13 protein-coding genes are annotated in these 14,593 nt (G+C 71.5%); 10 read left to right on the top strand and 3 right to left on the bottom strand.

Annotation, left to right across the window (positions count from 1 at the left end):
* Positions 1-15 precede the first annotated feature (15 nt).
* From ACFYWI_RS18145 to ACFYWI_RS18135, 3 genes are all read left to right on the top strand, one after another.
* A complete protein-coding gene (locus ACFYWI_RS18145) occupies positions 16-474 on the top strand; it encodes a PH domain-containing protein (protein ID WP_389232804.1) in 459 nt (152 codons plus the stop codon).
* Positions 475-661: 187 nt separating this feature from the next.
* Positions 662-2,002, top strand: coding sequence for a hemolysin family protein (locus tag ACFYWI_RS18140; protein ID WP_389232801.1), 1,341 nt, complete (start codon positions 662-664; stop codon positions 2,000-2,002).
* Positions 1,999-3,084, top strand: a complete 1,086-nt coding sequence (locus tag ACFYWI_RS18135; RefSeq protein ID WP_389232798.1) for a hemolysin family protein — start codon at positions 1,999-2,001, stop codon at positions 3,082-3,084. The genes ACFYWI_RS18140 and ACFYWI_RS18135 overlap by 4 nt, the downstream gene beginning before the upstream one ends.
* A 3-nt stretch (positions 3,085-3,087) precedes the next feature.
* On the opposite strand, the gene ACFYWI_RS18130 is transcribed toward ACFYWI_RS18135, so the two are convergent.
* Both ACFYWI_RS18130 and ACFYWI_RS18125 read right to left on the bottom strand, forming a co-directional pair.
* Positions 3,088-4,983: an AAA family ATPase gene (locus ACFYWI_RS18130; RefSeq protein WP_389232795.1), complete on the bottom strand. Its 1,896-nt coding sequence runs from the start codon at positions 4,981-4,983 to the stop codon at positions 3,088-3,090.
* Between the two features lie 395 nt (positions 4,984-5,378).
* A complete protein-coding gene (locus tag ACFYWI_RS18125; protein ID WP_389232792.1) occupies positions 5,379-5,990 on the bottom strand; it encodes a uridine kinase in 612 nt (203 codons plus the stop codon).
* Between the two features lie 177 nt (positions 5,991-6,167).
* On the opposite strand from ACFYWI_RS18125, the gene ACFYWI_RS18120 reads away from it, so the two are divergent.
* The 3 genes from ACFYWI_RS18120 (at position 6,168) to ACFYWI_RS18110 (ending at position 9,223) form a co-directional block, all read left to right on the top strand.
* Positions 6,168-7,532, top strand: a complete 1,365-nt coding sequence (locus tag ACFYWI_RS18120) for a peptidase C39 family protein (RefSeq protein ID WP_389232789.1) — start codon at positions 6,168-6,170, stop codon at positions 7,530-7,532.
* Positions 7,533-7,648: 116 nt separating this feature from the next.
* Positions 7,649-7,801: an SCO1431 family membrane protein gene (locus ACFYWI_RS18115; protein ID WP_389232786.1), complete on the top strand. Its 153-nt coding sequence runs from the start codon at positions 7,649-7,651 to the stop codon at positions 7,799-7,801.
* Positions 7,802-8,050: 249 nt separating this feature from the next.
* Entirely contained in the window at positions 8,051-9,223 is a 1,173-nt protein-coding gene (locus ACFYWI_RS18110; protein WP_389232783.1) for an acyl-CoA dehydrogenase family protein, read from the top strand.
* Between the two features lie 525 nt (positions 9,224-9,748).
* Here ACFYWI_RS18110 and ACFYWI_RS18105 read toward each other — a convergent pair.
* The gene (locus ACFYWI_RS18105) at positions 9,749-10,153 is read right to left on the bottom strand and encodes a hypothetical protein (RefSeq protein WP_389232780.1); all 405 of its coding nucleotides are present in this window, start codon (positions 10,151-10,153) and stop codon (positions 9,749-9,751) included.
* A 205-nt stretch (positions 10,154-10,358) separates the two neighbouring features.
* Between ACFYWI_RS18105 and ACFYWI_RS18100 the strand changes: the two genes are divergently transcribed.
* The 4 genes from ACFYWI_RS18100 (at position 10,359) to fxsA (ending at position 14,424) form a co-directional block, all read left to right on the top strand.
* The gene (locus ACFYWI_RS18100) at positions 10,359-10,799 is read left to right on the top strand and encodes an Lrp/AsnC family transcriptional regulator (protein WP_389232777.1); all 441 of its coding nucleotides are present in this window, start codon (positions 10,359-10,361) and stop codon (positions 10,797-10,799) included.
* Positions 10,800-10,808: 9 nt separating this feature from the next.
* A complete protein-coding gene (locus ACFYWI_RS18095) occupies positions 10,809-12,434 on the top strand; it encodes an amidohydrolase (protein ID WP_389232774.1) in 1,626 nt (541 codons plus the stop codon).
* Between the two features lie 540 nt (positions 12,435-12,974).
* On the top strand, positions 12,975-13,793 hold the full coding sequence (locus ACFYWI_RS18090) for a polyprenol monophosphomannose synthase (RefSeq protein WP_389232771.1): 819 nt from the start codon (positions 12,975-12,977) through the stop codon (positions 13,791-13,793).
* Between the two features lie 46 nt (positions 13,794-13,839).
* Positions 13,840-14,424: an FxsA family membrane protein gene (gene fxsA, locus ACFYWI_RS18085; RefSeq protein WP_389232768.1), complete on the top strand. Its 585-nt coding sequence runs from the start codon at positions 13,840-13,842 to the stop codon at positions 14,422-14,424.
* Positions 14,425-14,593 lie beyond the last annotated feature (169 nt).

Genomic DNA, 14,593 nt, shown 5'->3' with positions numbered 1-14,593 from the left:
GACAACCGAATCACCATGTCCGCCCCCGCGCCCCGACTCCCCGCGCTCCCGGTCACGTTCAGGCCGACCCGCACCCGGATCGTCCTGCTGACCGTGGGCGCGGTGATGTGCACCGTTCTCATCACCGTGACCCTGCTGCTGGAGCGCCTCAGCGCACCCGAACGGGTCAGCTTCATCTTCACCGCGCTGCTCTTCTTCGGCATCCTGGCCCTGCTGAGCCGGCCCAAGGTCGTCGCCGACGAGAACGGCGTCACCGTCGTCAATCTCACCCGAACGCGCCGGCTCGCGTGGCCGGAGATCCTCCGGGTCAATCTGCGCCCCGGCGATCCCTGGGTGTTCCTCGATCTCAGTGACGGCACCAGCCTGCCTGTGCTCGGCATCCAGCCCGGCATCGCCAGGGCGCACGCCATCAGCGACGCCCGCGCGCTGCGCGCCCTCGCCGAGAGCCGCGGCACCCGCCCGGATGCCGACTAGCTCACCTCCTCTGCCCCGAGCGGCGTGGGCTTGACTACTCTGGTGGCGGCGGCGCCGAGCGCGCCCCGCCCCGAACCATGCGGCCCCGCGGCCGGCGGGGCACCCTGCGAACCGAGGAGTGACTGACTCCGGCAATGGACGGATCGTCCGGTAGTACCTGCGCCGCCCCCTCCCAGGAGGCGGCGGCATGATTGTCCCCCTGCTGCTGCTCGCCGCAGCGTTCCTGCTGATCCTCGCCAACGGCTTCTTCGTGGCGGCCGAGTTCGGCCTGGTCACCGTGGAACGCGCCGAGGCCGAGCGCGCCGCTGCCGAAGGCGACCGCCGCGCCCGGCGCGTGGTCACCGCGCTGCGGGAGCTGTCCTTCCAGCTCTCCGGTACACAGCTCGGCATCACCATCACCAGCCTCGTCGTCGGTATGCTCGCCGAACCCGCGCTCGCACAGTTGCTCGACCGGCCGCTGACCGCGACCGGGCTGCCCGAAGGCGCTGTGTCCGGGGTCGCGGTGGTGATCGGCATGCTGCTCGCCTCCGCCGTCCAGATGGTGATCGGCGAGCTCGTCCCCAAGAACTGGGCCATCTCCAGGCCGCTGCAGGTGGCACGGTTCGTCGCAGGCCCTCAGCACCGCTTCTCGGCCCTGCTCCGCCCGGTCATCACCCTGCTCAATGCTGCCGCCAACCGCCTTGTACGGCTGCTGGGCGTCGAACCCGCCGAGGAGTTGGCCTCCGCCCGTACGCCCGGCGAACTGGTGGCACTCGCCCGCCACTCGGCGCAGGCCGGAGCGCTGGAACAGGACACCGCGGATCTGTTCGTCCGCACCCTGTCACTGGGCCATCTCACCGCCCAGCATGTGATGACCCCGAGGGTGAAGGTGAGCGCCCTGCAGTCCGACGCCACCGCCACCGATGTCCTCAACCTGACCCGGGCGACGGGTCTTTCGCGCTTCCCCGTCTACCGGGAGCGCATCGACGAGATCGTCGGCATGGTGCACCTCAAGGACGCACTCGCCGTACCCGTCGGCGAACGGCAGCGCACCCGTGTCGACAAGGTGGCCGTCCCGCCGCTGCTGGTGCCCGAGACGCTGCCCGTGCAGCACCTGCTCGAGCGCCTGCGCAGCGAACAGCCCATAGCCGTCGTCGTCGACGAGTACGGCGGCACCGCCGGAGTGGTCACCCTGGAGGACATCGTCGAGGAGCTCGTCGGCGAGGTACGCGACGAGCACGACGCCGAGCCGGACGAGCGGCCGGAACTGGCCCCCGTGCCCCCGGAGGACGGAAGGCCCGCCTGGGAGGCCGACGGCAGCTGCCGCGTGCTGACCCTGCGCCGCATCGGACTCGAGGCGCCCGACGGCCCCTACGAGACCGTCGCCGGACTCGTCGCCGACCTGCTGGGCCGCATTCCCGTCCCCGGCGACCGGGCCGAACTGCCCGGCTGGCGGCTTTCGGTGCGCCAGGTGCACCGCTATCGCGCCGAGCGGGTACGCCTGGTGCGCACCGCCGATGTACCGGCGATGACGGAGGCCTCCCGATGAGCGTCCTGCAACTGCTGTTCGCGCTGCTGCTGGTGCTGGCGAACGGATTCTTCGTCGGGGCCGAGTTCGCCCTCGTGTCCGTACGCCGCAGCCAGATCGACCCCCTGGCCGCGGCAGGCTCCGGCCGGGCCCGGCAGGTGCTGCACGGGCTGGAGAACCTGCCGCAGATGATGGCGGCCGCACAGTTCGGCATCACCATCTGTTCCCTGACCCTCGGCGCGGTGGCCGAGCCGACCGTGGCGCATCTGCTGGAGCCGGTCTTCCACGCCGCCCATGTGCCCGAGGGGCTCATCCATCCGCTCGGCTATGTCATCGCCCTGGCCGTTGTGGTCTTCCTGCACCTGGTCATCGGCGAGATGCTGCCGAAGAACCTGGCCATGGCCGCGCCCGAGAAGACAGCCCTGTGGCTCAGCCCCGGCCTGGTCGGCTTCGCCCGGCTGTGCCGTCCGGTCACGACGGCACTCGGAGCATGCTCCCGGCTGGTGCTGCGGGTCTTCAAGGTCGAGCCGAAGGACGAGGTGGAGGCGGTCTTCACCAGTGAACAGCTCAACCGGCTCGTCGAGGACGCGGGCCAGGCCGGACTTCTCGAGCCCGCCGAGCAGGAGCGCCTCGAGGACGCGCTGGAGCTGGGCAGCCGCCCGGTGACCGACGTGCTGATCACGCGTTCCGCGCTGGTGACGGTGGACCCTTCGGTCACGCCCGTGCAGATAGAGGAGCTGACGGTACGCACCGGCTACTCGCGTTTCCCGGTCTGCGCGGAGGGCCTGGCCGGCTCCTTCATGGGCTATCTGCACGTCAAGGATGTGCTGGACCTGGAGGAGAGGGAACGGGCGGTGCCCCAGCACATCTGGCGGCCGATGGCGACGCTGCGGGCGGAGCTGCCGCTGGACGACGCCCTCACCGTGATGCGCCGGGCGGCCACCCACCTCGCCCAGGTCGCCGACGCCTCGGGACGGGTGCTCGGCCTGGTCGCCCTCGAAGACGTACTGGAGATGCTGGTCGGCGAGGTGCGTGACCCTGCCCACCGGCTCGCGGTGCCCAGGTCCCCGCGCACCGCGGCGGACACGGCCCTCGTCAGCTGACCGTCAGCCCAGGGGAGGGTCCTGCGGGCCGCGGCCCGCAGGACCGCGGCCCGACAGGACCTCCCCGTACGCCTGCATCAGATCGGGCAGCCGCAGCGTGGAGAGGTCCTCGCGGGTCGGCGTGCCCGGATAGGTGGACAGCCGCAGATCCCGGTAGGCACAGCTCTTCTCGTACAGCGTGCGCAGAAAACGGCCGTTGCCCAGCTCGTCGATCCAGCCCTGGTCGACGACATGACCGCTGATGGACCGCAGTTCCTCGCGTGCCTCGTCGTCCCACACATCGCCGTTCTCGGCGGCCAGCACCGCGGCGATCGCGGACAGTTCCAGCGGACGGTAGGAGGGGAAGTCGACCCGGGTGGTGAAGCGCGAGGAGAGGCCCGGATTGGTCGCGAGGAGCCGGTCCATGCCCTCGGGGTATCCGGCCAGGATGACGACCAGATGGTCCCGGTTGTCCTCGGCGCGCTTGAGCAGCACCTGCAGTGCCTCGTCGCCGTAGGCGTCCCCCTTGCTGTAGCCGGAGTTGGACAGGCTGTACGCCTCGTCGACGAAGAGCACACCGCCCAGCGCCGAGTCGATGAGCTCATTGGCCTTGACGGCTGTCTGACCGAGGAACTCGCCCACCAGATCGGCTCGTTGAGCCTCCACCAGATGGTCGCCGCCGAGCAGCCCGAGCGCGTAGAAGACCCGGCCGAGGATGCGCGCCACCGTGGTCTTTCCCGTGCCCGAGGGGCCCGAGAAGACGAAGTGACGCTTGGGCGGCTGCACCGGCAGCCCCTGACCGGCCCGCAGCCGCGCCATCTCAAGCTGCGCGGACAATGCCCTGACCTGCCGCTTCACCGGCTCCAGGCCCACCATGCGCTCCAGCTCGGCCAGCGCATCCGCCAGCAGCTCAGGGTCGGTGGGACCGGCAGGGAACTGCGGGGGAGCGGGCTGGGCGGGAACCGCTTTCTTGCGCCGCAGCCCCTCGGCCGGGGCGACCGGCGCCGTGCCGGGCAGCGGGCTCTGCGCATCCCCGCCGAGCCTCGGCTCGGCCGTGAGCGGCCCCTCGCCCTCGGCCTGGGCGTCCACTGCGTCCTGCCCGAGCCCGGCCAGGGACACGGCGGCGAAGCCCGCCGACTCGTCGTAGCCGTCGATTCCGTCGTAGTCGGCGATGGCCGCAAGGCGCGCCGAGGTGTCCATGAAGGCCGGATCGATGCGGTGGACGGCGCGGTACAGCGGGAGCGCGGCCGCGCTGCGCCCGGTGCCCTCGTGCGCCCGCGCCAGCCAGTACCGCAGCTCCTTGCGCTGCGGCTGCTCGCTGCGGCAGCGCATCAGCGCGGCGGCCAGCAGGGGCCCCGCCTGCCCGTACATCTCCATCCGCACCCGGGCCATCCCGCCGAACAGACCGGCCTCGATGCCCAGCAGCGGATCGTTGACCAGCGGCTCGGTGTGGCGCACGAGCTGTTCCCAGTCCTTGACCAGATACGCCCGGCAGGCATGCAGGAACCGGACCTGAGGGTCCGCGTCGACCGGCGGCAGAGCGGCGAGCGCCCGGTCCAGCTCCGCCACATGCCGGCCGTCGAGCCAGTGGGAGGCGTGCGCGAGGAGCAGATCACGCTGGCTCTCGAGTACCGGCTGGACCCACCAGCCCAGCCAGTACCAGGAGTTGAGGGTGCGCCGATGGCGGGCCCGCTGCTCGCCGAAGCGCTCGCGGTGGCGGTGCATGCGCAGCAGCGCTGTGGTCGTATCGACGCGCAGCGCATGCAGCCCGAGCCAGGCGTCAGCCATCCCGGGGTCCAGCTGCACGGCCGTACGGAACTCCTCCTCGGCCTGCGGGTACGCGCCCATGGTGCAGGCGTCCACGCCGCGCACCCAGGCCCGGTCGGCCGGTGACTGTGCGCCCTGCGGGCCGACGTCCATAGGGTCCCCCCACTCCCCCCACAAGCCGAGCACCAGTGTTGTCCGCCGGGTGGGCGCCCATCGGCAGCGTCAGCAACCGCCAAGCCATGGGCGGGAATTGACCCCACCGGGGTGCATCGTACCTGCGCAGGGGGTGGCGATTAAGGGCGCCGCGAGGACCCGGCAACGGTGACCCAGGGTGAGCGGAAGGGGTCGGGTTCGCCGCGGGAGGAAGGGGGAGAGGCAGAACGAAGCCCCCGATCACGGGGGAACAACCGGGGGCTTCGCGTCTGCGGCGGCTTCGGAAAGCCGCACATTGAGAACGTAAGACCTGTACGCCCCGTCGGTCAAGCAGAGTTGAGACACTCTTGAGTCGGAATTCCGACTGTTCAGTATGCCTGGAGATGTCCGTAACTCTACGTGATGATTTGGTTCGATCGTGCAGTCCCAGCAGGTCCGCGCCGTCCCTCGTATCCCTCCCGGCACTCACATATCAGCGTGTCCGCGAACGGACGAGAGGGATCCGCCGAGAAATGGCGTGTCTCCGCCACGGTCCACGTGTCCCAGAAGCCCCGCAGCCCCGCACCGTCCCGTGCCCTTCCGCGGGCCCAGGACTCCTCGGCATCCCGCTCCATCCACAGCAGCCGGGCGAGATACGGGCGCAGCGCCCTCCGGCCCGCCCCCACACCCTCGACCAGAACGACCGGAGCGGCCTCGAGCCGCCGCGGGCCGCCGAAGCTCCGCAGGTTCCAGTCGTACGGGTGATAGAGCGCCGGCGCTCCCGTTGACAGTGGTGCGATCACCTCGGCCAGCATCCGGTCGGTCCACGCGAAGAGCTCCTCGTGGCTGGCCAGATCGTCCAGGTGCAGCACAGGCGCCGCGGTGTCGTCCCCGACCGCCGCGGCGAGCCGCGCGGCGAAGGTGCTTTTGCCCGATCCGGCGTGGCCGTCCACCGCGACCAGTCGCACCGGCCCGCAGGAGGGGGCGAGGGCGCGCAGCTCCGCGGCGAGCCGGTCGAGGTCGTCCATGGCCTCACCCTATGAGGCCGCCGCATCCCGCCGCAGGTCACTCCCCCGCGCCCTGCGTGCGGGACCCCCAGTGGACAAGACCAATATTGCTCGGGCGGCGCGGCCCCAGGTGCTGGCAGAAGTCCGAGGGGACCCGGGATAGTTGCCCCACTGTCGCGCACCTGACTTGGGGGTCCCATGGCCAGACCGACTTCGCGCAGAACCGTTCTGGGTGCCGCGATCGCGGCAGCCGCGAGTGCGGGGGCGCTGACCTCCGCCGCCGGGCCGGCGTCCGCCGCCCCGCCGTCCACGCGCCGGGCACCGGCTCCGGCTCCGCTGATCGACAACCGCTTCTGGTCGACGTACACCGACTGGCGCTGCGGCGACGCGGCGGGCACACAGGTGGTCGCGGGCCGCCGGCCCGGCCTGGTGATCGCGTCCCCCGTCGGTACCGTCGACCACACCGATCCGCACACCGGAAGGAGCGCCACCTGGGAGTACGCCACCTGGACCTCACCGGTGCACCGCTCGCGCGTCCCGGCCACCGAGGTCATCGCCTCCTGGAACGCCCATACCCCGGCCGGGACCTGGCTCCAGGTCGAGCTGAGCGGTGCGTACTCCGACGGCAGCGGGACGCCCTGGTTCGTGATGGGCCGCTGGGCGGCCGGCGACGGCGACATCCGCCGCACCTCCCTCGACGACCAGAGTGACGGCAGGGCGAGCATCTGGACCGACACGTTCGCGATCGACGACACCACGAGCGGGCTGAGGCTGGAGACGTACCGGCTGCGGCTCACCCTCTACCGCAGGCCCGGCACCCGGGTCACGCCGACCGTGTGGCGGGTCGGCGCCATGGCATCCGACATCCCGGACCGTTTCGGGGTGCCCGCATCCGTGCCCGGCCTCGCTCGTGAGCTGCGCGTGCCGCGGTACTCCCAGAACACCCATGTGGGCCAATACCCGGAGTACGACAACGGCGGCGAGGCCTGGTGCAGCCCCACCTCCTCGCAGATGATCATCGAGTACTGGGGGCGGAAGCCCTCCGCCGCGGACCTGGTCTGGGTGAATCCCGACTTCGCCGACCCGCAGGTCTGCCACGCGGCCCGCTTCACCTTCGACTACCAGTACGAAGGCTGCGGCAACTGGCCGTTCAACGCCGCCTACGCCGCCACCTACCGGGACCTGAACGCCGTGGTCACCCGGCTTTCCTCGCTCACCGACCTGGAGGGGCTGATCCGGGCGGGCATCCCGGCCATAACGTCCCAGTCCTTCCGCAAGGAGGAGCTGACCGGAGCGGGCTACGGGACCGCCGGGCATCTGATGACGGCGATCGGCTTCACCGCGGGCGGCGATGTGATCGCCAACGACCCCGCATCGCCCAGCAACGAGGCCGTGCGCCGCGTCTACCGGCGCGCCGAGTGGGAGAACATCTGGCTGCGCACCAAGCGCTACAACGCGAGCGGCAAAGTGGTCTCCGGCACAGGCGGCGTCTGCTACCTCTTCTGGCCCGAGCACCCCAGCCCCGCCCAGCGCCGTGCGCTGGCGGCCTTCGGTATCCACTGAGCACGGGCCGGTTCCCCGGGCAGTGACCAACGTCTCTGTTCCGGGGGCCGGTATCCCTGGCACTGTGGTGGGTCCCGGGGGGCGACCATCAGCCGGACGAGTGAGCGAGATCCACCATGACTTCGACCGCAGCAGCAGCCGCGGACCGTACCCCGATCCGTAGCCGGACCGGTGGCCCCGACGACGCTCCGAAGATCCTCGAGCACATCCTCGGCTGGACCCTTGTCGTCGTTCTCGCCATGTTCGTCACCCAGGCAGGCCTGATCTAGGGCCTCTCGCCGACCCGACCACGACCCGCTGGTTCGTGACGACGGGAACGATAACCGGACCCGGCCGGGCGGGTCCCCGGTACCTCGTGACGGAAGCCGTCCGATCGGGCATACTCAACGCGCCACAGCCACTGTCCTGCGTCTTTCGTGATCCGGAAGGGCAGCATCGGCCTGGCAGTACAAACGGCGGCGCGCCCACACCCTTCGTGCGCGACCGCCGCAGCGCCCGACAGGGAGGAGAGCGCCGCAATGCCCGACCGCGCCCCGCAGCCGGTGGACCGTGAACTGCCCACCGAGGAGGCCAGGGATCTGATCACCCTGGTCCGCGACATCGTCCAGCGGGAGATCGCCCCCCGCGCGGCCGAGGAGGAGGAGGCCGGGCACTTCCCGCGCGAGGTCTTCTCACTGCTGTCCGAAGCCGGACTGCTCGGCCTGCCGTACGACTCCGAGTACGGCGGTGGGGACCAGCCCTACGAGGTCTACCTCCAGGTGCTCGAAGAGCTCGCCGCGGCCCGGCTCACCGTCGGCCTCGGCGTCAGCGTCCATTCGCTCGCCTGCCACGCACTCGCCGGGTACGGCACCAAGGAGCAGAAGACCGAGCATCTGCCGGCCATGCTCGGCGGCGGCCTGCTCGGCGCGTACTGCCTGTCCGAACCCGCCTCCGGGTCCGATGCGGCGTCCCTGCGTACCAAGGCGGTCCGCGACGGCGACGACTGGGTCGTCACCGGTACCAAGGCGTGGATCACCCACGGCGGCATCGCCGACTTCTGCACCGTCATGGCCCGCACTGGCGGGGAGGGGGCGCGCGGTATCAGCGCCTTCCTGGTCCCCGGCGACGCACCGGGCCTGAACGCGGCGGCCCCCGAGAAGAAGATGGGCATGAAGGGCTCGCCCACCGCCCAGCTCCACTTCGACGGCGTCCGGATCCCCGACTCCCGCCGGATCGGCGAGGAGGGCCAGGGCTTCGCGATCGCACTGTCGGCGCTCGACTCGGGCCGCCTCGGGATCGCCGCCTGCGCCATAGGTGTCGCTCAGGCCGCCCTCGACGAGTCGATCGCCTACGCCACGGGACGCCTGCAGTTCGGCCGCCCCATCGCGGACTTCCAGGGGCTGCGCTTCATGCTCGCCGACATGGCCACCCGGATCGAGGCGGGGCGCGCCCTGTACCTCGCGGCAGCCCGGCTGCGGGACGCGGGCCGGCCGTTCTCCCGGCAGGCCGCCATGGCCAAGCTGTTCTGCACGGACGCGGCGATGGGCGTGACCACCGACGCGGTCCAGGTTCTGGGTGGTTACGGCTACACCCAGGACTTCCCGGTCGAGCGCTACATGCGTGAGGCCAAGGTGCTGCAGATCGTCGAGGGCACCAACCAGATCCAGCGCATGGTCATCGCCCGTCACCTCGCCGGACCCGAGACGCGCTGATCGGTCCCTCGCTGATCGGTACCCCGCTGATCCGGCCGAAGCTGATCCGTCCGGTGCTGATCCGCCCGGCGGAAGACGGGCGTGAAGGTCAGCGGCGCCGCGAGCCTGCTCCACTCGGGGTCGCGGCGCCCGGGCAGGGTTCTGCCACGGCTCGCCCACAGCTGGAGCAGGTCACGGTAGATGGGTGGATCGGCGGGGTGGTGAACCGATTCTGCGTTTGAGGCCGGTGACGGCGTGGACACAGGCGCCGGTGCGGGAGGGGCAGGAGCCGGCGGGGCAGGCATTACCAGCCGCCGACGGCGGTGACCGGTCGTGGAATGCAGCAGGGACATGCCCGGCCAACGGCCGTGCACCACAAGGGGTTACCGGCAGGGCAATTCGCGCGCCAGTGCACGGACTACCCGGCGCGGCGGGAGTGCGGTGTGCTCTGCGCGGCACGGGTGTACGGCCCATGCAGCCGGCGGGCTGCGGGCAGCACGGCGCGGCCGGAGAACCGACTCCCCGGCCGGCCACCCCCATCCGGGATCAGGCTGCGTGCCGCATGGGTGCCACTTTCAGCGGACGGGATCCCGGGCCGCCGACGTGCGAGAAGGGCTGGGTCCGCCAGTCGAGGCCCTGAGGCAGCGTCAACAGCAGGGCGGTGTCCTGCTCCTGGAGCTCGAGCGACTCATCGGCGGGGCGGGCCTCGGCGGCCGGCCGGCCGATGCCCGCGCACACGGTCAGCCCGAAGGGATTCCACGGGGTGGGGCACAGCGCGTGCTCCGGGAGGACGTCCTCGTCGGCGAGCAGCGCGATCGGCTGTGCACAGTCCGGGCAGATCACCCGGTACATCTCGAAGGTGTCGTACGCGTCCGGTTCGTCGATGTCGGCCAGTTCGGCCGGATCAACAGGCTCCGGTTCGGTACGTCCGGTGTTCTTAAGGCTCTGCATGGAGAATCTCCCCCTCGGATGGGCCGACCAGGCACTTGTGGCCTCGACCACAGCAAGCAATTCCCACCCCGCCGGGCAGGTAACCGTGGGGTCACGCCGGACCAGGGCGGCAAACCTGTGGTGTTCGTCACATGCCTGCCGCAGGTGCCCCCTCCGGGCACCCGGCGACTGTGCCGGAAGCGACCTGGGGCAATAAGTTGACCGCATGGAGGAGCTGGATCGTCAGATCGTGGAATTGCTCGTCAAGGACGGGCGGATGAGCTACACCGACCTGGGCAAGGCCACCGGCCTGTCCACATCGGCGGTGCATCAGCGCGTCCGCCGCCTGGAGCAGCGGGGGGTCATCCGCGGCTACGCCGCCGTCGTCGACCCCGAATCGGTGGGGCTGCCTCTCACCGCCTTCATTTCGGTGAAGCCGTTCGACCCCAGTGCACCCGACGACATCGCGGACCGGCTCGCCGGCGTCCCCGAGATCGAGGCATGTCACAGCGTGGCCGGCGACGAGAACTACATCCTCAAGGTGCGCGTATCCACCCCGCACGAGCTGGAACACCTGCTCACCCGCATCCGCTCCCTGTCCGGGGTGTCCACCCGCACCACGGTCGTGCTGTCCACCCCGTACGAGGCACGTCCGCCGCGAATCTAGGCTGGTCCCATGACCGAGAGCACCGCCCTGAAGAGCGAACACCGCACCGTGCTGCTGCGCGGCGGTGAAGTCCACAGCCCCGCAGACCCCTTCGCCACCGCGATGGTCGTGGAGAAGGGGCACATCGCCTGGGTGGGCGCCGAAGGCGCCGCCGACGCCTTCGGCGCCGGGGTCGACGAGGTCGTGGATCTGGAAGGCGCTCTGGTCACCCCCGCGTTCACCGACGCGCATGTTCACACGACGGCGACCGGACTCGCCCTCACCGGACTCGATCTGAGCGGCGCCGCTTCGCTCGCCGAGGCAGCGGCTCTCGTACGGAAGTACGCGGCGGCCCGCCCCGACGACCGGATCCTGATCGGTCACGGCTGGGACGCCTCCCGATGGCCGGAGGGCCGGGCGCCGCGCCGCGACGAGCTCGACGAGGTGGCCGGCGGGCGGCCCCTGTATCTGACCCGGGTCGACGTCCACTCCGCCGTCGTCACCACCGCCCTGCTGGACCTGGTGCCCGGCATCCGCTCCCTGGCCGGGTTCCGGGCCGACGAGCCGCTCACCGGCGACGCCCACCACGCGGTGCGCGCGGCCGCCTACGCCGCGCTCTCCCCGCAGCAGCGCACCGAGGCGCAGCGGGTGGCGCTGCGGCACGCGGCCTCCCTGGGCATCGGGACCGTCCATGAGTGCGGCGGACCCGACATCTCCGGTGAGGAGGACTTCACAGGCCTGCTGAAGCTGGCGGCGCAGGAGCCCGGGCCCCGGGTCGTCGGCTACTGGGCCGACCGGAACGTCGAGCGTGCGCATTCGCTCGGAGCCCTCGGCGCCGCCGGGGACCTTTTCGTCGACGGTTCACTCGGCTCGCACACCGCGTGCCTGCATGAGCCGTACGCGGACGCCTCCCACACCGGTACCGCCCACCTCGATGCGGCCGATATCGCCGCCCATGTCGTCGCCTGCACCGACGCCGGGCTCCAGGCTGGCTTCCACGCCATCGGCGATGCGGCCGTCGCCTCCGTGGTCGACGGCATGAGGGCGGCCGCGGACAAGCTCGGTCTCGCCCGCGTCCGCGCGGGCCGGCACCGGGTTGAGCACGCCGAGATGCTCACCCCCGAGACCGTCGCCGCCTTCGCGGAGTTCGGTCTCACCGCCTCCGTGCAGCCCGCCTTCGACGCGGCATGGGGTGGCGACCAGGGCATGTACGCCCAGCGCCTGGGACCGGGGCGGGCCCGGACCCTCAACCCGTACGCGGCCCTGCTGCGGGCCGGAGTGCCCCTCGCCTTCGGTTCGGACAGCCCTGTGACCCCGATGGACCCGTGGGGCACCGTGCGTGCGGCCGCCTTCCACCGCACCCCCGAGCACCGGATCTCGGTCCGTGCCGCCTTCACCGCGCATACGCGCGGCGGCTGGCGTGCCATCGGCCGCGACGACGCCGGGGTGCTCGTCCCCGGCGCACCGGCCGACTACGCGGTCTGGCGCACCGACGAACTGGTGGTGCAGGCACCGGACGACCGGGTCGCCCGCTGGTCCACCGACCCGCGTTCCGGCACCCCCGGCCTGCCCGATCTCACCCCCGGCGCGGACCTTCCCGTCTGCCTGCGGACGGTGGTCTTCGGACAAACCGTCTTTGTAACTCCGAACGGGTGACGTGCGGATATTCCGCCCTGCCCGCCGGTGCGCGCCACGCTCCGCCGCGACCTGCGGATCTTCCCCGCTGACCTGGACCTTCGAGCAATCCTCGCTGATCAGGTGACTGTTGACAGTGAGCGCCCACCGGCCGGTAGGTTCGGCCGGGTCCACCACAGGACGTCCGTCCGGCAGACCTCCACGCAGTCGTCGACCGCCGCTGGGCCATGGGGTGGTGTGCCGCACCGGCGCACCACCACTGGGAGCCAGGTCCAGCGCCCGCGTCTCGGGGGCAGAGGGAAGGTTTCACCGGCCGGCAGGTGTGACCCGGGTGGGCCCGGCGTTCAGTAGACAACGGCTCTCGGTCGATCCGCAGCCAGCGGGTCCCAGGTCGGCCCGAAGGACGCCGGGCCCGATCCGCTGCCGCCCCGGGCGCCTGGGGCCCCCGGCCCGTCCGCAACTGCTGCCGCCGCCGCGGAATACGTCCGGGTCCGTGCCGACGCGAGCGAGCTCGAGGCGCTCGCTATGGTGGGGTTCTGCGACGGACTTTAAGGGGCAGTAGTGAACGACGGTGGTGGGGTTCCCCGTGGCGGAGTCCAGGAGCGGCGCTACGGTCCGCTCGGCAAGGCCTTGGTGATCATCCCGACCTACAACGAGGCCGGGAACGTCCGGTCGATCGTCTCCCGGGTGCGCGCCGCCGTGCCCGACGCGGACGTCCTGGTCGCCGACGACAACAGCCCCGACGGCACCGGCAAGTTCGCCGATGAGCTCGCGGCCCAGGACGATCAGGTGCACGTGCTGCACCGCAAGGGCAAGGAAGGCCTCGGCGCGGCCTATCTGGCGGGCTTCGCCTGGGGCATCGAGCGCGACTACGGCGTCCTGGTCGAGATGGACGCCGACGGCTCCCACCAGCCCGAGGAACTGCCCCGGCTGCTGACCGCCCTCAAGAGCGCCGACCTCGTCCTCGGCTCCCGCTGGGTCCCCGGCGGCCGCGTCGTCAACTGGCCCAAGCACCGCGAGTTTCTCTCCCGCGGCGGCAGCACCTACTCCCGGCTGCTGCTCGGAGTGCCCATCCGGGACGTCACCGGCGGATTCAGGGCCTTCCGCGCCGAGACGCTCCAAGGGCTCGGCCTCGCCGAGGTCGCCTCGCAGGGCTACTGCTTCCAGGTCGACCTCGCCCGTCGCGCGGTCGCCGCCGGGTACCACGTCGTCGAAGTGCCCATCACCTTCGTCGAGCGCGAACTCGGCGACTCCAAGATGAGCCGGGACATCGTCGTCGAGGCGCTGTGGCGGGTCACCGCGTGGGGAGTGGGGGACCGGGCGAGCCGGCTGCTGGGCCGAGGGACCGTCGCGGGGCAGCACGGTCCCCGATCTTCCTGATCGCCCCCTTACGCCGCCCGGGCGGGCGTCCAGGCACACTGGGGACATGACGACCGGCGCACCGAACCCGACAGCCCCCAGGCGCTCACGCGCCCGCACCTTTGTCCCGCTCGGCATCGCCGCCTGGCTGGTCCTGGAGATCTGGCTGCTGACCGTCGCGGCGGGCGCGGTCGGCGCACTCACCGTCCTCGCCCTGCTGATCGGCTCCGGCGTGCTCGGAGCCTTCGTGATCAAGCGGGCCGGCCGCCGAGCCTTCTCCAGCCTCACCGAAACGCTGCAACAGCAGACCGGCCAGGCCCCGCCCTCCGGGGCCGCCGGCCCGCGCAGCAGCGGCAACGGCTTGCTGATGCTCGCCGGACTGCTGCTGATGCTGCCCGGCTTCGTCTCCGACGCCGCCGGACTGCTGCTTCTGCTGCCGCCCGTCCGTGCTCGCCTCGCGCGCTACACGGAGCGCTCCCTGGAGCGCCGGATGAGCGCGGCGGTGCCCGGTGGTTTCGGCGATGTCTTCCAGCAGGCCAGGATCCACCGCCCGGACGGCAAGATCGTGCAGGGCGAGGTCATCAGGAACGACCGTGAGCCGGCCCCGCGCCGTCACGAGGACCAGGGCCCCCCGCCGCCGCTGAACCGCTGAGCCCCGGGCGTGGCCACCCGTCGGCATGGCGCGGTGGTCGCGGCGGCGGCGTGGAACCACGCGCACAGCAAGACGGCGTGGAACACGCGCACAGCAAGAGCCGCGGGGGGGGGCCCCCAAAAGGGGGGGGGGGCCCCCGCCGCCGGTTTGTAAAAACATCAGCAGATGG

The organism is Streptomyces sp. NPDC002889 (assembly GCF_042888425.1).
Taxonomy (GTDB): domain Bacteria; phylum Actinomycetota; class Actinomycetes; order Streptomycetales; family Streptomycetaceae; genus Streptomyces.
The sequence above is the reverse complement of the archived record's forward strand: the minus strand, read 5'-3'. Positions and strand labels throughout refer to the sequence as shown.